Raw genomic sequence first — 22,664 nt, 5'->3', positions numbered from 1 at the left:
ACCCAACGCGCCTCGGGGCTGCGATGGGCAGAGCTCCCCACCGCCTGCGCATGCGTTCATTCCCGTAATCAGCATCGCGGGATCCCGTGGGAGTAGGGCTGGCCGAGCTGCGAGTGTCCGGCAACCATGTAGTAGCCCACGTTTCGGTTGGACCCCGGTTCGATCCGATAAAACGGCTGGTCCGGAGTGTTCGTCCAGTGGTCGTTCATCATGACGTAGCAATGGACAACGATCCGCTCGCCGGTGTTGACGTAGTACCAGGGCGGGGTATCCCCGTTGTTGACTCCCTGGCAATCGAAGTAGGGTGCCGGCCGGTAGCTGGCCTTCCCGTACTCGAACGTGCAGGTCCGCACCAGGTCGGTGCCCTTGACGACGGTGGTGATCCACTCTCCCTGCGCACCCGACGCGGCTGATGCTGAGACGACGCCGCTTTCCGACCCCAGCGAGTTGACCGTTTTGACCTCGATGCGGTGGGTCTCACTGAAGCCGCCCGTGTTGATGACCCTGCTCCCGGACGCGGCAACACGTTCCCATCCGCCGTTGTCGATCCTGATCAGCGTGGCAGCGACGTCGTTGGTGGCGGTGGAAGGTGAGGCCCAGCTCAAGGTGAGGGATTTCTGGTTCCTTGCGCCGTCTTGTCCGGAGGCGGACGGTATACCGGGGGACCCGTAAGGTGTTGCCGGCGCCCCGGCACTGGCATCGGAGCTCGGGGCCGCGGTTGAATGCGCGATCACCGTGATGGTGGTGGCTGCCCCGTTGGTGAACCCGGCAACGGTCTGGCCCGGCCTGATGGGACCGCTTTGGCCGGTGCTGGAGTTGTAGCTGTATGTAACCTCACTTTGGGCGGAGCCGTTGCGCTCCGCCGCGGTCAGTTCCTTGAAGCTGATGGTCACCTGCCGCCCGGCTCCCCCAGTGTCGGCCGGCGTTGCAGTGACTCCAGAAACCTGGCCCAGCTTGCCCGTGGCGCGCCGCGGCGCGGACGGCTGGCTGACGGCTCCCTTTCCGGCTTTGTTTTCCGCCTGGACCGTGAAGGTGTAGCCCGTTTCGGAGTTATTTGCCGTGAAGTTGGCTGTGCGCACCGTACCGGCAACCACCTGCGTCTGCGGAGCTGCGCCGCCTCCGTTCATCGTCACAAAGTAACTCCTGATGGCGTCACCGTTGGTGTCGGGCTCGGACCAGTTCACCCGCAGCTGGTTGGTGGCTCCCACGGAGGAGGCCACTGAAGACGTCGGGGCGGCAGGAGCAGCTGGGACGCCGGCGGGGTTGTCCTCGCTTGAAAACAGTCCCCACTCGGATGGTCCGAGCTCATTGACAGCCTGGACCCGCACCTTGTACCGGACACCGTTGGTGAGTCCCGGCCATGTGTAGTTAAGGCCGGTCACGTCGTTTTTCGCCGCTATCCCGCCGGCAGGAGGCGGAGAGATCTCCAGGTTGTAGCTTTTGACGGCCGACCCTTCAGTCCGGGCCGGCGCCCAGGTGATCTCCATGGTTTTATCGCCGGCCTTGACCGCGGGGGCCTCCGGCGGTGACGGCTTTTCGTCGGGCCGGATCTCGTTGGAGGGAGGCGAGGGCTCGGACTCGTTGACCTCGTTGGTGGCGGTGACGGTAAAGACGTACTTGACGTCATTGGTCAGGCCGGTGAGCGTGCAAGTGGTGGTGGGGCATTCCTGGCTGAAACCGTTGGAGCGCACCGTGTACTTGGTGATCCGTGCCCCGTTGTCCGAGGGCGGTGACCACTTCAGTACTGCGGTCCTGCTGCGCACATCGGTGGCCGCCGGGGCTGAGGGCGCGTCCGGTTTGTCCCGCACCGTGACACGAACCCTGCCGTTGACCTGGCGGGACGGATCGTCAGTCTTGTCTGCAACGGTGTACCGGATCACCATCACACCCTTGAACCCGTCTGCAGGTGTAAAGGTGATGGAATCCCCGCCGATGGCCGGCGGCGCGGCGGACGAACCTGTTTCCACGGCCGCTGAAACGATCTTCAGCGGGGTCTCGCTGAAAGGGTTGAAATCGTTGGCCAGCACGTTGACGGTTTCGCTCCGGCCCGCGTTGGCCTTCTCCACAACATCTTCGTTGGCCGTGGGGAGCGGACGGGTGGAGGCCACGACGGTAACCTCTACGGCTGCCCTTACCGGATCCGACCGGTTGTCCGTGACCTTCAGCGGAATGGTTCCCTTGCGGCCTGCCGACAACCCGGGCGCCGGCCTGACCGTGAGTTTCTGTCCTTCAATCGAGGCCGCGAACCCCTCAGGGAGGGCACCATCGATGGCGAACTCAAGTTTCTCCTGGTCACCGGCATCCACGTCCCTTGCGAGGTTGCCAAGCTCCAGGCTGGCAGCTTCCGCCACCGGAACTTCAAGCCCGGAGCCGCTGAACGTGGGCGCATGGTTCGCGTCGGGGTCCGGCACAATCCTGGTGATAAGGGTCAGGGTGGATTTCAGGCCCTGGGGATCCTCGGGGCCGGAGCCGTCGGTGACCTCGAAAGTGAGGGAGCCGGGGCCCACATAGTCCGGCAAGGCCGAGTACCGCAGCACATCGCCATTGCCTGCGATGACGTTGCCGGCGTCCCCGCCCTGCACACGGACCTTGTCAGCCTGGGTGATGCGCGGCGTCCGGCCCTCCCGCACCCGGACATATTCGCGGAGATCTATGGTCTCTTCCCGGCCGGCCATGACCTCGATGACGTCGGTCCGGGCCAGGGTGGGGTGCTGTTCGCCCTGGCCGGGCACCCAGATCACGGCCGTTGCGCCTTGGCCGTCAAGATCAGTCACGGTGTAGGGAATCAACTGGTCTGCCTGCGTGAGGGCGGCCACCACGTTTCCGTCGGTTCCGACGCGTGCATTGGGGTTGCCGTCCGGGAGGCTGATTTTGAGGTCTGCAGCCACACCGTCTGGGTCGGAGTCGTTCTTGAGGACAGGGACGTCGACGGCCGACTTACCGAGCGTCTCGGCCTGGGTGACGACGTCGTCCTTGGCAGCCGGAGCTTTGAGTGCGGCGTCAGGGCTTACCAGGACGCGGATCACTGCGCTGCCCTGGGCTTTTTTGTCGTCCTGGATCTTGTAGCTGACGCTTTCGTTGGCTGCGGCACCCGGCGCCGTGAGCAGTACTTTGCCCCCATCCGCCGTCTCAACCCCTAGTTCGGGCCTGGCCTCGAAGGCGTCAGCCACCAGCCCGATCGGATCCCCGTCGGGGTCGGTGTCGTTAACCAGCGCCTCCACTGCAATTTTGCGGCCGGGGCGGACATCCACGGCGTCGTCCACGGCGATGGGCTTTTGGTTGTTGGCCGCCGCTGGTGCAATGCCGACGATCACCGTGCCTGTGTTCTCGGCGCCGATCCGGTCACGGACACGGTAGGTGAAGGTATCCGTGCCGGCGGCGGTTCCGGTGGCAGTGAACTCCAGGTACCCGTCCTTGACCACTGCGGTGCCCATGGCGGGGGCTTTGTCTATACCGACCAGTTGGACCGAGTCGCCGTCGGCATCGATGCCGTCCAGCGGGACCGGGATGCGCACTGCCATTCCGGCGATGACCCGGGCGGTCAGGTTCCCCGGCTCGGGCCGGGTGTTCCGTTCGTCATCCCGGGCACGGATGCGGATGGCGACCTGCTGGGAGTCCGACTGGCCCGACTCGTTGGTGACCTTGTAGATGGCGTAAACCGTTGTGGGCGTCCCGCCGGCAAGAAAGCGCAGCGTGCTGCCTGACTGGAAGATCCGCCCGGCGGTTTCATCAGGTTTCTGCGCCAGTTCGGGCTCAAGGGTGAGCTTGCCGCCGTTGGGGTCCGTGTCGTTGGCAAGTACCGGGATGGTGACAACGTCACCTGCACGCACCGAGACCTCATCCGGTTTGGCCTGCGGGGCCTGGAGCTTGGCCGGTGCGGGAACCACCAGTATTGCGATGTCGCCGCTCGCCGACGCTGTTCCGTTCGAAATGGTGTAGTTGACGTTGAGCGTGCCCTGGGCGCGGACATCGGTGATTCGGACCACTGAATGGTCAAGCACGGAGACGCTGACGGGCAGTCCGTCCGCGGCGGTAACGGACTGGACCACCAGGACGCCGCCGGAAGGGTCCGAATCGTTGCCGAGGACGTCCACCAAAACGCTTCCACCGCTGGGCAGCAGCGCCGTATCCCGCACCGCAACCGGAGCGCCGCTGCCGTTGCCGGGCACCACATCCACGCGGACCAGCTGCTGGGCGCTGGCGGGGCCGTTGGTCACGAGGTAGGACACATAGTGCGCTCCCTGGCCCGTGGAGTTGAAAGTAAACGTCTGCTGGTCCGCCCCCATGGACACCGTGGAATTCCCGTCCGGTGTCACCTGGGCCAGGCGAAGCCCGCCGCCCTGGGGGTCAAGGTCGTTCTTGAGCGGTGCAACGACGGTGTCTACACCCGCGACTGCCACCACGTGATCCGCGTTGGCGACGGGTGGAAGTGCCCCGGCCGGACGGATGTCAACGGTGACCTGGCCGTCCGTTGTCGACTGGCCGTCGGAAACTGTCACGGTGATGGTCTTGCGGCCCGGCTCCGAACCTGAGTCCTGGAAGCTCAGGAGCCCGTCCGGCCGCACCTTGACCTGGTCGCGGGGGTCGCTGCCCGTGGCGCCCACGACATAGAGGTCATCGCCGTCCGGATCGCTCCAGTCGGAAAGGATGTTCTGCGAGAGGCTTTTCCCGGCCTGCAGCACCAGGGTGGTGTTGCGGTTCGGCTTCTGCCGCGGGGCGGAGTTTTCCCCCGGAGGAATGATGTTGAGGGTGACGCTGGAAGAGGCGGAGAGACCGCGCCCGTCGTCCACTGTGTATGGGAAAGTCTCGGAACCGGACCTGTCCGCCGGCACGGTGACCTGGAAACCCGTGGAGCCGTAGATCGGGGCAAGCACTCCGGACTCGATGGGGTCGGCACGGACCGTCAGGATGTCGCCGTCGGCGTCTGTGTCGTTATCCAGGACGGGCAGGATGACCGTCCTTCCGGCACGGATGCCGAACGTGTCCGGGTTGGCCACCGGAGGGGTGTTGGGCTTCGTGCGGTCCGGCAGGACCGTCTGTTGGACCTCATCCGCGGAGTCCTTGTCGGCGTCGTCGGAGGTTTCCTTGGGCGGAATGACGTCGTCCCAGTTGTTGACCAGCTGCATGTTCCGGTTGACCAGCCACACGTTGCCGGAATTCACATCGTTCAGGACCACCAGGTCACGGTTCACCCGGAACACATACGACGGCGAAGCACTCGCCTTGGGCACGTCGACGTTCTTGTCATCGGCATCGTTCACACAGTCCCGGACATACTTGTTCGCACCGGACCACGCCGCATGAACACACCCGCCCAACTGGACAGGCGCAGCCGGCACACCCTCGCCGTCGAACGTCACCGTGTTTGCTGTGGACCCGTCCAGCGGCTGCTTCAGCAACGCCTTCTGCGTGGAAATGGCAACAAAGCCGCTGGCGGGGCCGCCCTGCTGCAGTTTGGCCTCGCGCGCGTTGTCCAGCTGCAGGCGCTTGCCGCCCGGCAGGAACAGCTTTCCGGCGGCCGCATCGAGGAGAACCGGGCTGTCCCCCACCACCGTGATCTGCAGGTCCCCAGAACCCTTAAGCTCCGCCCAGGTCTCAGACTCCGAAGACGTCACTTCACCGTTGGCCTCAACAGCCGTCACCGTCACAACACCGGATTTGGGATCCGCCGAATAAATCCGGTCATCATCGCCCACCGCCGAGACGATGCCCTCCGAACCCACCATGACAGGCTCGGACGATTCCTCGTCAAAACCGTTCACCGTGGACGGTGACACCGCCCACACCTTGCCCGATGCCGCGTCCGTCACCGAGATCACCTCGGAGCCGAAACTGACGTCCGCCGACCCCGGCAGCTGCTTGTCCCCGCCCAACCGCATGTTCGCCGGCGAAACCTGGTTCAGCGTCGAGCCCGTCTCATCGTCGACAAAGACATCACCCGCGTCCTGCAGGATGTCGAACGTCGTCGACGCCGGCGTCACCGCCCCATCAAGAACACGCGAAGGATAATTCAGCCGCCCCACCGCGTTCTTGGACTTCGAGACCACCCACACGCCGCCGTCGTTCAGCTCCACCTCGGTGGTCTTGAACCCCGGATAGAGCACGGCGCCGGTCACCACGACAGTGAGCACCAGCCCATATACTGTGCCGCTGAAGAGCCGGGAGCGAAGGATTCGGCCGCGGAACGCCGTTGCGGATGCGGCGCCCTGCGCGCGTGTTCGTCCGCGAAAATTCATTGATCGGTTCCCCCAGGTAGATCCCGGCGATGGCCGGCTTCCGGCTTGCGAAAGCCGGGCACAACAAATATAGCGTGATTGGCCAACAAATGGATAAACTCCCGGCTTCCCGGTGTCCTAGTCCAGGACGAGCCCCTTGCCAAGCCCGCGCTCCAGGCGCACCGGGCGGATCTCGCCGAAGCCGCGGACGTTTTCGGGCGGCTGCGGCTCCAGCACGAAGCGTTCGTCATGCTCGAGCGCCGAGGCCGTCATTGAATCCACCAGCACAGTCCCGGGGTCGGCAAGCGTGGTAAGCCGGGCTGCCAGGTTCACGGTGGGACCGTAGATGTCCCCGAGCCTGGACAGGATCCTTCCCCACACCATGGCCACCCGCGCTTCGGGAAGGATTTCGTCCTCCGTGAAGGCCTGGGCCAGGGCAAGGGAGATCTCGGCGCCGGCAGCGGGGGTTTCAGCTATGTAGAGGACTTCGTCCCCCACGGTTTTCACCAGCCTGCCGCCGCCTACGGAGATGATTTCCGCGCACTTGTTCTCGAAGCGCTGGACCAGCCGGGCGAGGGTCTTTTCGTTCATGCGCCGGGACAGGCTGGTATAGGAGACCAGGTCCGCGAAACCTACGGCGCGTGCCAGCGGCAGCGGCGCGTCGTCCTCATCGCCCTCCCGGCCTTCCTCGCTGGCCTGGAGCCCGGCCTCCGCGCGGACGGCGAGCCGTTGAACGCCGGCGTTCAGCTGGCGCCGCCAGGAATACACCAGCACTTCCTCGAGGGCGTCCACCAGCGCGGGCAGTTCGTTGACCAGCCGCTTGCGAGCCACGGCGTCCGTGACCCCCTGCTCGTGGACCATGTCCTCCACCAGGGCTTCGATCTGCCACACCACCATCCGGTCCGTCATCTGCCCGATGGAGCGGGTGACGGAGATGGCGGCCTCCTCCGTCAGCTTGCCGGAGCGCACCAGGTCCACCACGGTGGAGAGGGCGGCCTGGTCGCGTTCGGTAAAGGCGACGTCCTCATCGCCGAAGTTGGGAAAGCCCAGGGCACGCCACAGCTTGCGTGCGGACAACAGGGAGAGACCCGCGCCGGCGGCGACTTCACGACGGCGGAGCTTGCGTTCCCCGCCGAGCAGGCGCGCTTCCAGCGCCTTCATGGCGAGCCTTTCGGCTGACATGGTGCCCGTGGCGGGATGGGCATCCATCGCGGGCGGGGGCGTGATGGAGTCCACGCGTTCCTGCTGGTCCTCATCGTTCATCCCGTCCACCTTCTCTCAGTTCCCATGGCAATGCTCCGGCCGGGTAGTCCTTTTCCCCGCCGGACTGGCCGTCGCGTTCGTCGGGCAGGTCCTCCAGGGCATCAAGGATGAAATCCCGGAACCTGGCAACCTCCGGCACATCCCGGAAAGTCACGACACCCTGGTACCCGGTTTCCAAGGATATATTCCCGGAGCGCAACAGGCGCTGAAGTACCGACTCGTGGACAGTCAGGTGCCGCACGGAGGCCAGGTTCACCTGCTGGTCCTGCCGCCGCACCAGGCCGGACCGGGAAATGATCCTGCGGCTGGTGAGCGTGTACCGGGTACCCTGCCACCGGAGGAGCCGCGGAAGGCAGTAACCCAGCCAAACGCCGGCGGCAGCAAGGATGCATCCTGCCACCAGCGCCGGTGTCCACCGGGCTTCGAGGCCCGGGATGACCCTTACGGCTTCCCCGCGGACCACCCATGCGGAAGCGAACGCGGCAAGTGCCGGAGACAGTATGAAGGCCGCTGCTGCCCCGGCCAGCTTCCTCGGCTGCGGGCGGGTGGTGACAATCACTTGCTCGCCCGGGACGAGGTCTTTACGCATAACCGCCCTGGCCGGAGGCATCCGGTGAGGTCCACGGACGCAGGTGCACAACATCGCCGGCGGTCACCACGTGCTCGCGGGACTCGCGGTCAACCACCAGCAGTGAGCCGTACTCGTCCAGCCGGGAAGCGTGGCCAATAATTTCGTGGTCGCCGGGAAGCTGGGCCCGCACCTGCTTGCCCAGTGTTGTCATGACGGCCTCAATCCGCTTATGCAGCGACGGTCCGCCGGCCAGGCCCGCTGCAGGATCGCCGTCGGCGTTGCAGAAGCTGCGGTAGAGCACGGCAAAGTGCGAAAGGTAGCTCTTGAGCAGTTCGGTCCGGTCCGCCGTCCGCGGCGCCTCCAGGACCACGGACGTGGCGGTGGGCACCGGGAGCTCCTCCTGCCGGAGGGTGACGTTCAGGCCGGTTCCGAGGATGACGGGCGGCACCGAGCCATCCACCATGGGACCCAGCTGGGCCAGGATTCCGGCAATCTTCTTGCCGCGGACCAGGACGTCGTTGGGCCATTTCAGCTCCGCGGGCAGACCGGCCGTTTCCAGCAGGGTTTCGCGCAGCGCCAGGGCCCCGATGAGGGACAGCCAGGAGTAGCTCTGGGTGGGGAGCGGCCTGCCTTCGGCGTTCGCGGGCCTCAGGACCACCGAAACGGAGACCGAACTCAGGGGCGGCGCTTCCCAATGCCTGTCCAGGCGCCCCCGGGCCGCCGTTTGGTATTCCGCAGTCAGCACAGACATGTCCGGCCAGGCCGACGGATCCACGGTCACCCACCGGAGCAGGTCCGCATTGGTGGATCCGGTGGAGTCCACCACGTCGAGCCGTGCGATGCCGGTGGCGGACAGGAAGTCCTGGTCCGCGAGATCGCTCCGGTCCAGCGGGGTACCGGGGGCATGTGCGTCGTCCATACCTAAACTGTACCGACCCGGCCCGGTCCCGGCTGCCTGCCGTGGGTGGACCTGCGGGACGGGCCCAGGACCGGGCTAGAGGAAGATGTCCGGCGCCAGGCGGTCTTCCGGAGCCCCCAGGCTGTACGGCTGGAAATCAGTGACTCCAGCGGCCGTGAGCACGGCTTCGTCCGTGTAGAAGTTTCCACTGGGCCGGCCGCCGCTTTCCAGGTTGCTGCCGGTGAGCACTGCATGTGCCGCGTCAGCCATGATCTCCGGGCCGCGCGCCGCCTGGGCAATGCGCTCCCCATGAGGCATGTTCCGGATGGCCGCTGTATCAATCAGGGTGCACGGCCACAGCGAATTCACTTTGATGCCATCCGCCTTCAATTCCTCGGCGAGCCCCAGGGTGGTCAGGCTCATGCCGTACTTGGCCATGGTGTACGCCAGGTGTTTCCCGGCCCAGTGCGGGCTGAGGTTCAGGGGAGGCGAGAGCGTGAGGATATGGGCGTCATCCGAGGCCCGCAGCGCCGGCAGCGCGAGTTTGGACATCAGGAACGTGCCGCGGACGTTGATGTCCTGCATGAGGTCGTACTTTTTCATGTCCACGTCGTCCGTGTTGGAAAGGTCGATGGCGGATGCGTTGTTAATGACTGCGTCGATGCCGCCGAAGCGCTCGACGGCGGAGGAGACCGCGCGGGCCACATCGCCGTCGTCGCGGACGTCGCCCACCAGGGGAAGGGCCTGTCCGCCGGCAGCCTCGATCTCCCGGGCCGCTGTATAGACGGTCCCGGCGAGCTTGGGATGGGGCTCCCCCGTCTTGGCCATCAGGACGATGTTGGCGCCGTCGCGGGCTGCCCGAAGGGCAATGGCGAGGCCGATTCCGCGGCTTCCGCCGGAGACAAGGAGGGTCCGCCCGGAAAGGGAGCCGGCAGCCTGGTACGGGCCCGCGGGAGCGTGGGAAGCGTCATTGCTCGAAGTCATGGCACCACTCTAACCCAGCTAAGTTACTGATGAGTAACATGACATTGCTGGCGATGACGGCGCAGAAAATTGTAGGTTCCCTACAGCTGCGGCGGCCTGAAGCGTCACTAGACTTGCCAGCAGGGTTCGTCTTTTGTGTGGAAGCTACTTAACCCCCGCACAACAGCCGGCCAGCAAACTTAGCACCACAGAATCAATCTGCTACAGAGCCGGAGACACTTGATGAGCCACGATCTGACAACGACAGCGGGAAAGATCGCCGATTTCCGCGACCGCCAGGCGCGTGCCGAACAGCCCTCCGGCCCCGAAGCAATCGAAAAGCAGCACGCGCGCGGCAAGAACACCGCCCGCGAGCGCATCGGCCTCCTGCTGGATGAAGACTCCTTCGTGGAGTTCGACGCCCTGGCCGTGCACCGCTCCACCGCGTTCGGCATGGAGAAGAAAAAGCCCCTGGGCGACGGCCTGGTTTCCGGCTACGGCACCGTGGACGGCCGCCTGGTGGCCGTGTACAGCCAGGACTTCTCCGTCTATGGCGGCTCGCTCAGCCAGGTCAACGGCGAAAAGATCGTCAAGGTCCAGGAGTTTGCGCTGCGCAACGGCTGCCCCGTCGTCGGCATCCTTGACGGCGGCGGAGCCCGCATCCAGGAAGGCGTGGCCTCCCTGGCGATGTTCGCGGACATCTTCCGCAACAACGTCCACGCCTCCGGCGTCGTCCCGCAGATCTCCCTCATCATGGGCCCCTCGGCCGGCGGTGCCGCCTACTCCCCCGCCCTCACCGACTACGTGGTGATGGTGGACAAGACCTCCCACATGTTCATCACCGGCCCGGACGTCATCAAAACGGTGACCGGCGAGGACGTGGACATGGAAACCCTCGGCGGCGCCCGGCAGCACAACGCCACCACAGGAACGTCCACCTACCTTGCCTCCGATGAAGGCGACGCCATCGAGTTCGTGCGCGAACTGCTGGACTTCCTGCCCTCCAACAACCTGTCCGAGGCGCCCGTCCTGGAGCACACCCAGGAAATGGAACTTGGCGACGACGACCTCGCCCTGGACGCGCTCATCCCCGACTCCGCCAACCAGCCCTACGACATGCGCACGGTGGTTGAGCAGATCGTGGACGACGGCCACTTCCTGGAAATGCAGGCGCTGTACGCACCGAACGTCATGATCGGCTACGGCCGGGTGGAGGGCCACACGGTGGGCATCGTTGCCAACCAGCCCCTGCAGTTCGCCGGCACCCTGGATATCGCAGCCTCGGAAAAGGCGGCCCGGTTCGTCCGGCACTGCGACGCGTTCAACATTCCCATCATCACCCTGGTGGACGTGCCCGGCTTCCTGCCCGGCAAGGACCAGGAATTCCAGGGCATCATCCGGCGCGGGGCCAAGCTCCTGTACGCCTACGCCGAGGCCACGGTTCCCAAGCTCACCGTGATCACCCGCAAGGCCTACGGCGGCGCCTACATTGTGATGGGCTCCAAGAAGCTCGGCGCGGACCTGAACCTGGCCTGGCCCACCGCCCAGATCGGCGTCATGGGAGCACAGGGCGCCGTCAACATCCTGTACCGCCGCGACCTCGCGGCAGTGGCGGAAGCCGGCGGCGACGTCGAGGCACGGCGCGCCGAGGTTATCCGGCAGTACGAGGAAGAGCTCCTCAACCCCTACCAGGCGGCGGAGCTCGGGTACGTTGACGCTGTGATCGCCCCCTCCGAGACCCGGCTGCAGATCATCAGGGGCCTGCGCGCGCTGCGCGACAAGCGCGCAAGCCTCCCCACCAAGAAGCATGGGAACATTCCGCTGTGACCCCCACCGAGCCTGCTGACGAAAGCAACGCACCCGCCGCGCCCCTTCTCTCGGTGGTAAAGGGGCAGCCGACAGCCGAGGAGCTGGCGGCGCTCACCGCCGTCGTGCTGTCCCTTGGCGGAGTCCAGCAAACCGGGACGGACAAGCCGCCGGTCCGGCACTGGGTCCGCCGCCAGCAGCTGCGGCTGGATCCCACCCCGGGTCCCGGCGCGTGGAAGCGGAGCCGCGGCTGAATCCCCACATCCCGAGGCGCTAGTCTCGGAGTGTGACTACAGACACCTCTCCTGCCGCCCGCCCGCACACCCGCATCGACGCCGTCGCAGATGACTACACCGACACCCTTATCAAGCTCAACCCGTCCTTCGCCACCACCCTCGGCGTTCCCGGGCACGAAACCGAATACCAGGACTTCTCCCCCGCGGGCATCGCCGAATTCGCAGAGGCCGCGCGCAAGGCGCTGACCGACCTCGAGGGCCTCGAACCGGAGGACGATGTTGACGCCGTCACGCTGGACGCCATGCAGGAGCGGCTGGGCCTGCAGCTGCTGATCCACGCCTCGGGCTGGGATTACGCCGACCTGAACAACATCGCCTCCCCGGCACAGGACATCCGCGCCATCTTCGACCTCATGCCCACGGAGACCGTGCAGGACTGGCAGCACATTGCCGGCCGCGCCTCCAACGTACCCGCCGCCATCGCCGGGTACACCGAATCACTGCGGCAGGCGAAAGACGCCGGCCGGGTTGCCGCGGTGCGCCAGGTAGAGATCGTCATTGAGCAGGTCACCAAGTACGCCGCCGGGGACGGCTTCTTTGCGAAGCTGGCGGCAGGGGCAGCCACAGCGGCCGGGCCGCTGCCCGCCTCCGTCCAGGAAGAGCTCGACGCCGGCGCTGCCGCCGCCCGGGCCGCCTACTCCGGGCTGGCGGAGTTCCTTCGGACGGAGCTGCTGCCCGCCGCGCCCGAGAAGGACGCCGTGGGCAGGGCGCGCTACGCCCTCGCCTCCCGCTCGTTCCTTGGCGCGACAGTTGACCTGGAAGAGACCTACGCCTGGGGCGTGGAGGAACTGGACAGGCTCATCGCCCGGCAGGAACAGGTGGCGGACACCATCAAGGCCGGTGCCACCATCGCCGAGGCCAAGGAGATCCTCAACAACGATCCCGAGCGCCAGCTGAAAGGGAAGGAGTCGCTGCGGGAGTGGATGCAGGAGCTTTCGGACAAAGCCGTGGCCGAACTCGCCGGCGTCCACTTCGACATCCCGGACGTCATGAAGAAGCTGGAATGCCTGATTGCCCCCACCGACGAGGGCGGCATCTACTACACGGGCCCCTCCGATGATTTCAGCCGCCCCGGCCGCATGTGGTGGTCCGTGCCCGCCGGCGAGGACACCTTCACCACCTGGGCCGAAACCACCACGGTGTACCACGAGGGCGTGCCGGGCCACCACCTCCAGGTGGCCACCGCCACCTACCGCCGGGAACTGCTGAACAAGTGGCGGCGCAACGTCTGCTGGACTTCCGGCCACGGCGAAGGCTGGGCGCTCTACGCTGAAAAGCTCATGCAGGAACTGGGCTACCTGAACGATCCCGGCGACCACATGGGCATGCTGGACATGCAACGGATGCGGGCCGCCCGCGTGGTTTTCGACATCGGCGTCCACCTTGAACTCGAAGTCCCGGAACGCTGGGGCTCCGGCACCTGGACCCCGGACAAGGGCTACCAATTCCTGAAGGAGAACCTGCCCATCAGCGAAGGACAACTCAACTTCGAGTTCACCCGCTACCTGGGCTGGCCGGGCCAGGCGCCCTCCTACAAAGTCGGGCAGCGGCTCTGGGAACAGATCCGCGCCGAACTCGAGGCCCGCCCCGGTTTCGACCTGAAAGAGTTCCACACGAAGGCTTTGAACGTAGGTTCGGTCGGACTGGACACGCTCCGGCGGGCGCTGCTTTCCTAGTCCTGACTCCGCGGCCCCCAGGGGCCCGTCCTCGGCGCGCTGCTCCTTCGTCGCCCTGACGCGCGCTGCCGGACGGGCCCCTCGCTGCCGCTGCTGCGGGAGATGTTAAGCACACCCGGGGCGGGAATACTTAACATAGCTGGCTGAAACCCTTGTCCTCACGGGGAAATTAGGTCAGGGCGGAAACTCAAGGCGCGTAATATTTCTCAATGTTCGTTCGCCGTGATATGCGCCGTGGCCCTAGCGTATTCGGGTGAGCACTCAGATAAGCACCCCTTCCCCCGCAGGAAAGACCGGCTTCCAGCTGCCCAAGTGGGCTGGCTCGTTCGGCTTCCAGATCATTGCCGCCCTCATCGTGGGGCTTGGCCTCGGCCTGCTGGCCAAGTACACCGGCAGCACCAAGGCCAGCCCCAATGCCCTCGGCGCCACCCTGCAGACCATCGGCTCCAGCTATGTGTCACTGCTGCAGACTGCCGTCGTACCCCTGATCTTCACCGCAGTTGTCAGCTCCATCTCGAACCTGCGCCAGGTGTCCAACGCTGCCAAGCTCGCCTGGAACACCCTGCTGTGGTTCGCCATCACGTCCCTGATCGCCGTGCTGATCGGTATCGGCCTGGGCGTCCTGCTTCAGCCCGGCGCCAATACCGGCATCTCCGAGGAAGCCAAGTACTCAGGCAAGTCCGGTGACTGGTGGGCCTTCCTGGTGGGCCTGTTCCCCAAGAACTTCCTTGGGCTGGGCGCCAGCTCCACCGTTGCCGAATCCGGCGCCGTCACCACCTCCGTCAGCTTCAACGTGCTCCAGATCCTCGTGATCGCCATCGCCGTGGGCGTTGCCGCGCTCAAGGTGGGCAAGGCTGCCGAACCCTTCCTGAACCTGAACGCTTCTGCGCTGGCCGTCATCCAGAAGGTGCTGTGGTGGATCATCCGCATCGCGCCGCTCGGCACCGTGGGCCTCATCGGCAACGCCGTTGCCGTCTACGGCTGGGACACCATCGGTTCCCTGGGCAAGTTCACCTTCGCCATCTACGTGGGCCTGGCCCTGGTCATCTTCGCGGTGTACCCCATCCTGATCCGTGCCCACGGCCTCTCCGTCAAGCAGTACTTCTCCGGCGTGTGGCCCGCCGTCCAGCTCGCCTTCGTCTCCCGCTCCTCCGTGGGCACCCTGCCCCTGACCCAGCGCGTCACCGAACGCAGCCTGGGCGTCCCCCGCGCTTACGCGTCCTTCGCCGTGCCGCTGGGCGCCACCACCAAGATGGACGGCTGCGCCGCGATCTACCCCGCGATCTCCGCCATCTTCGTGGCCCAGTTCTTCGGCATCCAGCTGGACTTCACCCAGTACCTCCTGATCGCCCTGGTCTCCGTGCTGGGTTCCGCTGCCACGGCCGGCACCACCGGCGCCGTGGTGATGCTTACGCTGACGCTGTCCACGCTGGGACTGCCGCTGGCCGGCGTCGGTCTCCTCCTGGCCATCGATCCGATCCTTGACATGGGCCGCACCGCGGTCAACGTGGCCGGCCAGGCCCTGGTCCCCACCATTGTGGCCAAGCGCCAGGGCATCCTGGACGAGCAGTTGTACAACGCTCCCCGCAACGGCACGCCGTTTGTTGACGACAGCTTCGACGCTGCCGACTCCGGTACGCCGGCCGCCGCACCGTCGGACGGGACCACCACGGACACCGCTCCGCGCCATCTGGAGGACGCGAAGGCCTAAGGGTCCCTGCTCACCCATCACGAAAGAAGTCCCCGGGAACTGGACCGTTCCCCGGGGACTTCTTTCTGTGTGGGCGCTATTTTCCGTACAGGGGGCTAGGCTCCGTGCCCGGCGCTGGGTTCCGTGCCAGGCACTGGGTTCTGTGCCCGGGCTATCCAGCAGGGAGTGCGGTCAGTGCCCGCCTCCGCCGATCACGCCGTTCTCCACCGCCTTGGTGACGGCATCCGCCTCGGCCTGGGTCAGCTTCCCGTCCGCGACGGCCTGGTCCAGCCGGGTTTTCAGCCCCGCCGCCTTCTCTGCCTGCCGTTCGCTGCGGAGTTCCTCCAGCGCCGTAGTGACCGCTGACTCCTCGATCCCAAGCGATTCGGCCAGCGACTTTGCAAGGGCAGCCTCGCGGGTCGCTGCATCAGGCTTCTCCCCCTCCGCCGGAGGACCGGCGGGCTTGTTGGCCTCGCGGAAGGCCTGCAGGGCCTCCGTCACCTTTGCTTCCTCAACGCCCAGCTTCTCCGCCAGTGCGGACGCCTGGGCAATTCCCCGCTCACCGCCCCGGCCGCCGTGCTTGCCCATGCCGCCGCCGGGCATGGTGCTGGTGCTCCCGTCAGCCGAGGCGCTGGAGCTCGCGCTCGGGGCGGGAGCCGGTGTTGTAGCGGAGGCCATGCCGGCGAGGCCGATTCCGGAAGCAAGGGCCAGCGCCGTAGCTGACAGGCCGAGGGTCATTTTCTTTGTGCGTGACATTTCTTGTCTCCTGGTACTGCCGTCCGGGACGGCTGCTGATCGTTAGTCCTTTTCGGGACATTTCCAGCATCCGCGGGCAAGTCATGGGAGAGCTGTCCGGAACCTTTCATTCTCCTATGAAAGCAAGTTGCCCAGAGTGCAAAGTTGCACGTAGTGTAAAAGCGTGACAGTTTCCGCAGGCCAGGCTTCGGCCGGGCCCTCCCCCCACGAATCCGTGCCGCTCTCACGCCGTGAGCTGAACAAAGCCGCCACCCGCCAGGCCATCACGGACGCCGCCCTGACCCTCCTGCGCAGCAAGGGGCCAGGGAACTTCACCGCCGAGGACATCGCAGACGCCGCCGGCATTTCGCGCCGAACCTTCTTTAACTACTTCGGCAGCACCGATGCCGCACTGGCCTCGGTCACCCATGGATTCCTGGACAACGCCATCCAGCAGTTCAAACTCCGGCCCGCGGACGAACCCATCCTCCAGTCCGCCCAGGAGGCGCTGATGGCGCTTGCGGATCCGATGACGGTGGCCCCGCTGGCTGAACTGTTCACGCTGACCCAGCAGAGCAGCCTGATGTCCCATTCCGAGCTGGAAGCCTGGGACCACTGCCGGGAACAGATCACCGAAGTAGCCCGCGAGCGTGCGGCCGCAACACCTGGCGCAGTGGACGAGCTCTACCTCCGCGCCCTGGCGGGATCCGTGATTTCCTGCGGCAAGGCCGCCATGGAGGTCTGGTTCTCCCGCCGGGGCGCGGACCTTTCCCCTGCATCCCTCGCCGAGCTCCGGCACCTCCTGATCGACGCCATGGCGCTGCTCGGCTCCGGTTTCACCACGGGCACCACGCCCGCCCCCTCATCCCCAGCCTCCCGTCCCTCCTGATCAGATCGGTCACCTCACATGGCACTGTTCCTTTACCGCCTGGGCAAGTTTTCCTACCGCCGGCGCTGGCTGGTCATTTCGCTCTGGCTTGCCGCCCTGCTGGCCGTGGGCGGTGCCGCCGCAGCCTTCCACGGGACGCTGTCCAACAATTTCCAGATTCCCGGCACGGAGACGCAGCGGATCGCGGACAAGCTGAAGGAAGAGCTCCCCTCTGCTTCAGGAGGCACCGCCACCATCGTCTTTGAAGCTCCCGACGGCGGCTTTACCGCCGAGAGCCGGGCCGCAGTCACCGACTCCCTCAAGGAACTTGAGGCCATTCCGGACGTCCGCGGCACCGTGGATCCCTTCGCCACGCAGGCCCAGGTGGACCAGGCCGGACAGGCCATTGCCGACGGCGAGCAGCAGCTTGCCGCGGGCCAGGCCCAGCTGGACGCCTCCCGCGCCCAGCTTGAAGCCGGCCAGGCACAGCTGGCCGCAGCAGAACAGCAGCTTGCCGCAGCCGGCGCGCCAGCGGCCCTCATCGAGGCCCAGCTGGGCCAGCAAAAGGCCGCACTGGCCGAAGGCCAGGCCAGGCTCGAGGCAGGCGTCCAGGAGCTGGAGTCCAGCAAGGCAAAGCTCGAACTCGGCAAGCGCCAGGCCGAAGCGTCCTCCGCCATCAGGTTCGTATCAGAAGACGGACAGGCGGCAGTGGCCCAGGTGCAGTTCAACACCTCCATCAACGGCCTCAGCCCCGAGGTCCGCCAGCAGGTCCAGGACATCGCCCACGAGACGTCCGCTGCCGGCGTCACCGCCTACGCCAGCAAGGAAATCACTGAGGACATCTCGGAACTCTTCGGCGCTGCCGAGGTCATCGGCATTGCCGTCGCGGCCCTGGTCCTGATCCTGATGCTGGGCACGCTGGTTGCCGCCGGGCTGCCGCTGCTGATGGCCGTGGTGGGCGTCGGCGTGGGTGTCGGCATCACGTTCGCGCTGTCCGGCCTCTTCGACATGAGCTCCATCTCCCCCATGCTGGCCCTCATGCTGGGCCTGGCCGTGGGCATCGACTACTCCCTCTTCATCGTCAACCGCCACCGGACCCAGCTCCTTGCCGGAATGGACCCGGAGGAATCCGTGGCGCGGGCCACCGGCACCTCAGGCAACGCCGTGGTTTTCGCCGGCCTGACCGTCATCATCGCGCTCGCCGCACTCGTAGTCCCCGGCCTGCCGTTCCTCACCGTCATGGGCCTGGCCGCGGCCGGCACCGTTGCCGTGGCCGTCCTGGTGGCCATCACCCTGACGCCCGCCATGCTGTCCCTGATCGACCGCCGCATCATTTCCCGGCGTGCCTGGGCCAAGGCCAATGCCCACAACGCGGAGCCCGGCCATGAAGCAGCCGATGAAGCCAAGGACCGCGAGCGCAGCACCCGCGGCTGGGGCGGCCTGGTCACCCGGCACCCCATCCTGGCGCTTCTGGCCGGCGTGCTCCTCCTGGGCACCCTTGCGCTGCCGGCAACCCAGCTGCAGCTCGCACTGCCCGACGGCGGATCCGAACCTGTGGACTCCGAGGCCTACCAGGCGTACGACCTCACGGCCCGGCGCTTCGGCGAAGGCGTCACCGGCCCCATCGTCGCGGTAGGCGAGTTCCCGGCCGGCCTCGATGAGGCCCAGGCACAGACCCTGCAGTACGACGTCGCCGACAAGCTCCGCGCCGTGGACAATGTGGTTGCTGCCGTACCGGTCGCCCTCAGCGAGGACCGCCGGACAGCCGTCTTCCAGGTCATCCCCAAGGAAGGCCCGGCCAGCGCCAGCACCGTCAACGTGGTGTCCGAACTCCGCGGCCTCAATGATGAAATCCAGTCCGAGCACGGGGTGGCAATGGGCCTGACGGGGCAGACGGCCGGCAACATCGACGTCTCCACCAAGCTGGGCGACGCCCTTCCGCCCTACCTGGCGATCGTCGTCGGACTTTCCCTGATCCTGCTGCTGCTGGTGTTCCGCTCCATCGTGGTGCCGCTGCTGGCAACGGGCGGATTCCTGCTTTCGCTCGCCGCAGCCTTCGGCGCCGTGGTTGCCGTGTACCAGTGGGGCTGGCTCGGCGGCGTGTTCGATGTCGCCAATCCCGGCGCGGTGCTGAGTTTCCTGCCGATCATCCTGATCGGCGTGCTGTTCGGCCTGGCCATGGACTACCAAGTGTTCATCGCCTCCGGCATGCGCGAGGCGTACATGCACGGTTCCACCGCCAAGGAGGCCGTCCGGGTGGGCTTCCGCCACGCGGCCGCTGTGGTCACCGCTGCCGCGATCATCATGGTCAGCGTGTTCGCCGGCTTCATCTTCAGCCACCTCACCATGGTCCGGCCGCTGGGCTTTGCGATGGCGTTCGGTGTGCTCCTGGACGCCTTCGTGGTGCGCATGACCATCGTCCCGGCCGTGATGTACCTGCTGGGTGAAAAGTCCTGGTGGCTGCCGCGGTGGCTGGACCGGATCCTGCCTGACGTCGATGTGGAGGGCGCCAAGCTCAACCGGACCGAGGCGGCACCGGTGTCCGGGGAACTGGTCCACCAGGCCGGACCGGTCAATTAGGCTGGATTTGTGGTCCGCCTGATTCTCGCATCCCAGTCCCCCGCCCGCACCAAGCTCCTGGCCGAGGCCGGCATCCGGCACTCCATCCTGGTGTCCGACGTGGACGAGGACGCCGTCCAGGCCCATTACGGCGTCACTGATCCGCACGACACCGCGCTGCTGCTGGCCCGGGCCAAGGCCGAGGCCGTGGCGGCGCTGCCGGAAGCTGAAGGGGCGCTGGTCCTGGGCTGCGACTCCGTCTTCGAGTTCGACGGCGAGGCGCACGGCAAGCCCTACACCGCCGCCGTCGCCCGCGAGCGGATGCTGCGGATGAGCGGCAATGCCGGGGTGCTGCATACCGGCCACTGGCTGGTGGACTGCCGGGACACGGATACGGACGACGACGACGACGACGACGACGGTGCAGGCACCGGCGCCACCCTCGGGACGGTGGCCTCAGCCGAGGTCACCTTCCTGGAGATGGATCCGGCCGAAATTGACGCCTACATCGCCACGGGCGAGCCGCTGCACTGTGCCGGTTCCTTCACCATCGACGGCCTGGGCGGGGCGTTCATCCGTAAGGTCGACGGGGACCCGCACACCGTCGTCGGACTTTCCGTCTCCACGCTCCGCGGCCTGCTTGCCGCCGCCAACGTGCGCATCACGGACCTGTGGCACGGCTGACGCTACCTGCACCGCCTGCAACAAAAACGCCGCAATTGGCGGGCCCTTGTAGCTTCCCTACAAAGCTTGGCCGGTTTACACGCGGATTCCGCAAGTAATATCGGCGGAACCCTCAAAACCGCGCTAGGCTCCCTGAAGGAAAGAAGGAGACGCCTTGTCAGCAAATTTGGAGCAGTCCGCACGAACCACGCAGTCGACCCTCACAAAGGTGCTGATCGCCAACCGCGGTGAAATTGCCGTCCGCATCATCCGGGCCGCCCGCGACGAAGGCATCGCCTCAGTGGCCGTCTACGCAGACCCGGACCGTGACGCCCTGCACGTCCGCCTCGCTGACGAGGCCTACGCCCTGGGCGGCAACACCGCCGCGGAGTCCTACCTGGTCATGGACAAGATCATCGACGCCGCACGCCAGTCCGGTGCCGACGCCATCCACCCCGGCTACGGCTTCCTGGCGGAAAACGCCGAGTTCGCCGCGAAGGTGATCGCCGCGGGCATCACCTGGATCGGCCCCTCCCCCGAAGCCATCTCCGCCCTCGGCGACAAGGTCCAGGCCCGCCACATTGCAGAGAAGGTCGGCGCCCCGCAGGTTCCCGGCACCGCTGACCCCGTGGAGTCCGCCGAGGAAATCCTGGAATTCGTGGACCGGCACGGCCTGCCCGTGGCCATCAAGGCTGCCTTTGGCGGCGGCGGACGCGGCATCAAGGTGGCGCGCACCCGCGAGGAAATCCCCGAACTGTTTGAATCCGCCGTGCGGGAGGCCATCGCCGCGTTCGGCCGTGGCGAGTGCTTCATCGAGCGCTTCCTTGACGCTCCCCGGCACGTCGAGACCCAGTGCCTGGCGGACGCCCATGGCAACGTGGTGGTTGTTTCCACGCGTGACTGCTCGCTCCAGCGCCGCAACCAGAAGCTCGTCGAGGAAGCCCCGGCGCCGTTCCTCACCGAAGAGCAGAACCGCCGGCTCTACGAGTCCTCCAAGGCGATCCTCAAGGAGGCAGGCTACCTGGGCGCCGGCACCTGTGAATTCCTGGTGGGCCAGGACGGCACCATCTCCTTCCTTGAAGTGAACACCCGCCTGCAGGTGGAGCACTGCGTCTCCGAGGAAGTGACCGGCATCGACCTGGTGCGCGAGCAGTTCCGGCTGGCCCGCGGCGAAGAGCTCGGTTACGGCGATCCCGAGGTGCGCGGGCACTCCTTCGAATTCCGCATCACCGGCGAGGACCCGGGCCGGAACTTCATGCCTGCCCCCGGTACCATTCGCGTGCTGAAGAACCCCACCGGCCCTGGAGTCCGCATCGACTCCGGCGTCGAACAGGGTGACGAGATCAGCGGCAACTTCGACTCCATGCTTTCCAAGCTGATCGTCACCGGGGCCAACCGCCCCCAGGCCCTGCAGCGTGCCCGCCGCGCGCTTGAGGAAATGGTGGTGGAGGGTATCCCCACCGTCATCCCGTTCGACCTCGCGGTGGTGTCCGATCCTGCGTTCGCCCCGGCCGAGGGCCCGTTCACGGTTCACACCCGGTGGATTGAAACAGAATTCGTCAACAACCTTCCGGCCTGGACTCCGGACGGCTCCGCCGATGCCGACGCTGTGGCAGAAGACCGCCAGCGCGTGGTGGTCGAAGTGGGCGGCAAGCGCCTGGAAGTGGTCCTGCCCGCATCCCTGGGTTCCCTGGGGACGGGAGGGGCGGCGGCTGCGAAGCCGGCAAAGTCGAAGAAGCGCTCCCGCTCCGGCGGTCCTGCAGCGGCCACCGGCAATGCCCTGACGTCCCCCATGCAGGGAACCATCGTCAAGGTTGCCGTATCCAACGGCGACGTCGTCTCCGAGGGCGACCTGGTGGTGGTCCTCGAGGCGATGAAGATGGAGCAGCCATTGACGGCGCACCGCTCCGGAATCGTCATCGGGCTTGAGGCGTCATCCGGCGAAACAGTGTCCGCCGGCGCCATCATCGCCATCATCGAAGACCAGTAAGCGCCGGAGGCACCCATGCTCGCACCCAGTTTCCAGGAAGAAGTGGGCCGGTACCACCTGGCCGTCCCCGAAATTACCCGGGGCAATCCCGAGCCCGTCAAGGAGCTTTATTCCAGGCTTGACGACGTCACGCTGGCCAATCCTTTTGGCGGCATCGCGCGCGGCTGGGCGCAGGTGGAGGCAAGGCTGGACCAGGCTGCCCGGCAGTTCCAGGACGGCGAGATGCTGGGGTTCGACACCATCACGTCCTACACTGCACGGGATACCGCCTACCTGGTGGAGACCGAACACTTCCGTGCCCGCCTGGACGGGAGTGCCGTGGAGGAGTTTGCGCTCCGGGTCACCAGCATCTTCCGGCGTGAGGAAGGCTACTGGAAGCTCGTCCACCGGCACGCTGATCCTGCCGCGCGGCCACAGTCCCGCCGCTCCCTCACCCAGCCCCCGGCCTAGCTGACAGGTCCGGCCCGAACC

The 22,664-nt window shown here is 66.4% G+C and carries 15 protein-coding genes; 9 read left to right on the top strand and 6 right to left on the bottom strand.

What is annotated here, in order from left to right:
- Nucleotides 1-68: 68 nt before the first annotated feature.
- The 5 genes from ABRP28_RS02195 to ABRP28_RS02175 form a co-directional block, all read right to left on the bottom strand.
- The gene (locus ABRP28_RS02195) at nt 69-6,236 is read right to left on the bottom strand and encodes an Ig-like domain-containing protein (RefSeq protein ID WP_350003738.1); all 6,168 of its coding nucleotides are present in this window, start codon (nt 6,234-6,236) and stop codon (nt 69-71) included.
- A gap of 117 nt (nt 6,237-6,353) precedes the next feature.
- Nucleotides 6,354-7,478: an adenylate/guanylate cyclase domain-containing protein gene (locus ABRP28_RS02190; protein ID WP_104185299.1), complete on the bottom strand. Its 1,125-nt coding sequence runs from the start codon at nt 7,476-7,478 to the stop codon at nt 6,354-6,356.
- Entirely contained in the window at nt 7,468-8,067 is a 600-nt protein-coding gene (locus ABRP28_RS02185) for a PH domain-containing protein (protein ID WP_350003739.1), read from the bottom strand. Before ABRP28_RS02185 ends, ABRP28_RS02190 begins: the two co-directional genes overlap by 11 nt.
- A complete protein-coding gene (locus ABRP28_RS02180) occupies nt 8,060-8,968 on the bottom strand; it encodes a biotin--[acetyl-CoA-carboxylase] ligase (protein WP_350003740.1) in 909 nt (302 codons plus the stop codon). The genes ABRP28_RS02185 and ABRP28_RS02180 overlap by 8 nt, the downstream gene beginning before the upstream one ends.
- Nucleotides 8,969-9,043: 75 nt before the next feature.
- Nucleotides 9,044-9,931 carry an NAD(P)-dependent oxidoreductase gene (locus ABRP28_RS02175; protein ID WP_350003741.1) on the bottom strand — a complete coding sequence of 296 codons (888 nt, stop codon included), beginning with the start codon at nt 9,929-9,931 and terminating at the stop codon, nt 9,044-9,046.
- A 222-nt stretch (nt 9,932-10,153) separates the two neighbouring features.
- Between ABRP28_RS02175 and ABRP28_RS02170 the strand changes: the two genes are divergently transcribed.
- The 4 genes from ABRP28_RS02170 to ABRP28_RS02155 all read left to right on the top strand — a co-directional run bounded on the left by ABRP28_RS02170 (nt 10,154) and on the right by ABRP28_RS02155 (nt 15,399).
- The gene (locus ABRP28_RS02170) at nt 10,154-11,737 is read left to right on the top strand and encodes an acyl-CoA carboxylase subunit beta (protein WP_350003742.1); all 1,584 of its coding nucleotides are present in this window, start codon (nt 10,154-10,156) and stop codon (nt 11,735-11,737) included.
- Nucleotides 11,734-11,970 carry an acyl-CoA carboxylase subunit epsilon gene (locus tag ABRP28_RS02165; RefSeq protein ID WP_350003743.1) on the top strand — a complete coding sequence of 79 codons (237 nt, stop codon included), beginning with the start codon at nt 11,734-11,736 and terminating at the stop codon, nt 11,968-11,970. Before ABRP28_RS02170 ends, ABRP28_RS02165 begins: the two co-directional genes overlap by 4 nt.
- A 32-nt stretch (nt 11,971-12,002) precedes the next feature.
- The gene (locus ABRP28_RS02160; protein ID WP_350003744.1) at nt 12,003-13,688 is read left to right on the top strand and encodes a DUF885 domain-containing protein; all 1,686 of its coding nucleotides are present in this window, start codon (nt 12,003-12,005) and stop codon (nt 13,686-13,688) included.
- A 253-nt stretch (nt 13,689-13,941) separates the two neighbouring features.
- Nucleotides 13,942-15,399 carry a dicarboxylate/amino acid:cation symporter gene (locus tag ABRP28_RS02155; protein WP_350003745.1) on the top strand — a complete coding sequence of 486 codons (1,458 nt, stop codon included), beginning with the start codon at nt 13,942-13,944 and terminating at the stop codon, nt 15,397-15,399.
- Between the two features lie 171 nt (nt 15,400-15,570).
- Here the strand turns inward: ABRP28_RS02155 and ABRP28_RS02150 are convergent, their stop codons facing one another.
- Nucleotides 15,571-16,134, bottom strand: a complete 564-nt coding sequence (locus ABRP28_RS02150) for a hypothetical protein (RefSeq protein ID WP_350003746.1) — start codon at nt 16,132-16,134, stop codon at nt 15,571-15,573.
- A gap of 163 nt (nt 16,135-16,297) precedes the next feature.
- Between ABRP28_RS02150 and ABRP28_RS02145 the strand changes: the two genes are divergently transcribed.
- The 5 genes from ABRP28_RS02145 to ABRP28_RS02125 all read left to right on the top strand — a co-directional run bounded on the left by ABRP28_RS02145 (nt 16,298) and on the right by ABRP28_RS02125 (nt 22,643).
- Nucleotides 16,298-17,002 carry a TetR/AcrR family transcriptional regulator gene (locus ABRP28_RS02145; protein WP_350003747.1) on the top strand — a complete coding sequence of 235 codons (705 nt, stop codon included), beginning with the start codon at nt 16,298-16,300 and terminating at the stop codon, nt 17,000-17,002.
- Nucleotides 17,003-17,020: 18 nt separating this feature from the next.
- A complete protein-coding gene (locus ABRP28_RS02140) occupies nt 17,021-19,561 on the top strand; it encodes an MMPL family transporter (RefSeq protein WP_350003748.1) in 2,541 nt (846 codons plus the stop codon).
- A 9-nt stretch (nt 19,562-19,570) separates the two neighbouring features.
- On the top strand, nt 19,571-20,224 hold the full coding sequence (locus ABRP28_RS02135; protein ID WP_350003749.1) for a nucleoside triphosphate pyrophosphatase: 654 nt from the start codon (nt 19,571-19,573) through the stop codon (nt 20,222-20,224).
- Nucleotides 20,225-20,378: 154 nt separating this feature from the next.
- The gene (locus ABRP28_RS02130) at nt 20,379-22,193 is read left to right on the top strand and encodes a biotin carboxylase N-terminal domain-containing protein (protein WP_350003750.1); all 1,815 of its coding nucleotides are present in this window, start codon (nt 20,379-20,381) and stop codon (nt 22,191-22,193) included.
- A 15-nt stretch (nt 22,194-22,208) separates the two neighbouring features.
- On the top strand, nt 22,209-22,643 hold the full coding sequence (locus ABRP28_RS02125; RefSeq protein ID WP_350003751.1) for a nuclear transport factor 2 family protein: 435 nt from the start codon (nt 22,209-22,211) through the stop codon (nt 22,641-22,643).
- The last annotated feature ends 21 nt before the right edge of the window (nt 22,644-22,664 follow it).

The organism is Pseudarthrobacter sp. WHRI 8279 (assembly GCF_040224115.2).
Lineage (GTDB): Bacteria > Actinomycetota > Actinomycetes > Actinomycetales > Micrococcaceae > Arthrobacter.
The sequence above is the reverse complement of the archived record's forward strand: the minus strand, read 5'-3'. Positions and strand labels throughout refer to the sequence as shown.

What these genes read in the sequence shown, in the direction of transcription:
- ABRP28_RS02195 (WP_350003738.1), bottom strand. Translation starts at nt 6,236, where the DNA reads ATGAATTTTCGCGGACGAACACGCGCGCAGGGCGCCGCATCCGCAACG.
- ABRP28_RS02190 (WP_104185299.1), bottom strand. Translation starts at nt 7,478, where the DNA reads ATGAACGATGAGGACCAGCAGGAACGCGTGGACTCCATCACGCCCCCG.
- ABRP28_RS02185 (WP_350003739.1), bottom strand. Translation starts at nt 8,067, where the DNA reads ATGCGTAAAGACCTCGTCCCGGGCGAGCAAGTGATTGTCACCACCCGC.
- ABRP28_RS02180 (WP_350003740.1), bottom strand. Translation starts at nt 8,968, where the DNA reads ATGGACGACGCACATGCCCCCGGTACCCCGCTGGACCGGAGCGATCTC.
- ABRP28_RS02175 (WP_350003741.1), bottom strand. Translation starts at nt 9,931, where the DNA reads ATGACTTCGAGCAATGACGCTTCCCACGCTCCCGCGGGCCCGTACCAG.
- ABRP28_RS02170 (WP_350003742.1), top strand. Translation starts at nt 10,154, where the DNA reads ATGAGCCACGATCTGACAACGACAGCGGGAAAGATCGCCGATTTCCGC.
- ABRP28_RS02150 (WP_350003746.1), bottom strand. Translation starts at nt 16,134, where the DNA reads ATGTCACGCACAAAGAAAATGACCCTCGGCCTGTCAGCTACGGCGCTG.
- ABRP28_RS02140 (WP_350003748.1), top strand. Translation starts at nt 17,021, where the DNA reads ATGGCACTGTTCCTTTACCGCCTGGGCAAGTTTTCCTACCGCCGGCGC.
- ABRP28_RS02125 (WP_350003751.1), top strand. Translation starts at nt 22,209, where the DNA reads ATGCTCGCACCCAGTTTCCAGGAAGAAGTGGGCCGGTACCACCTGGCC.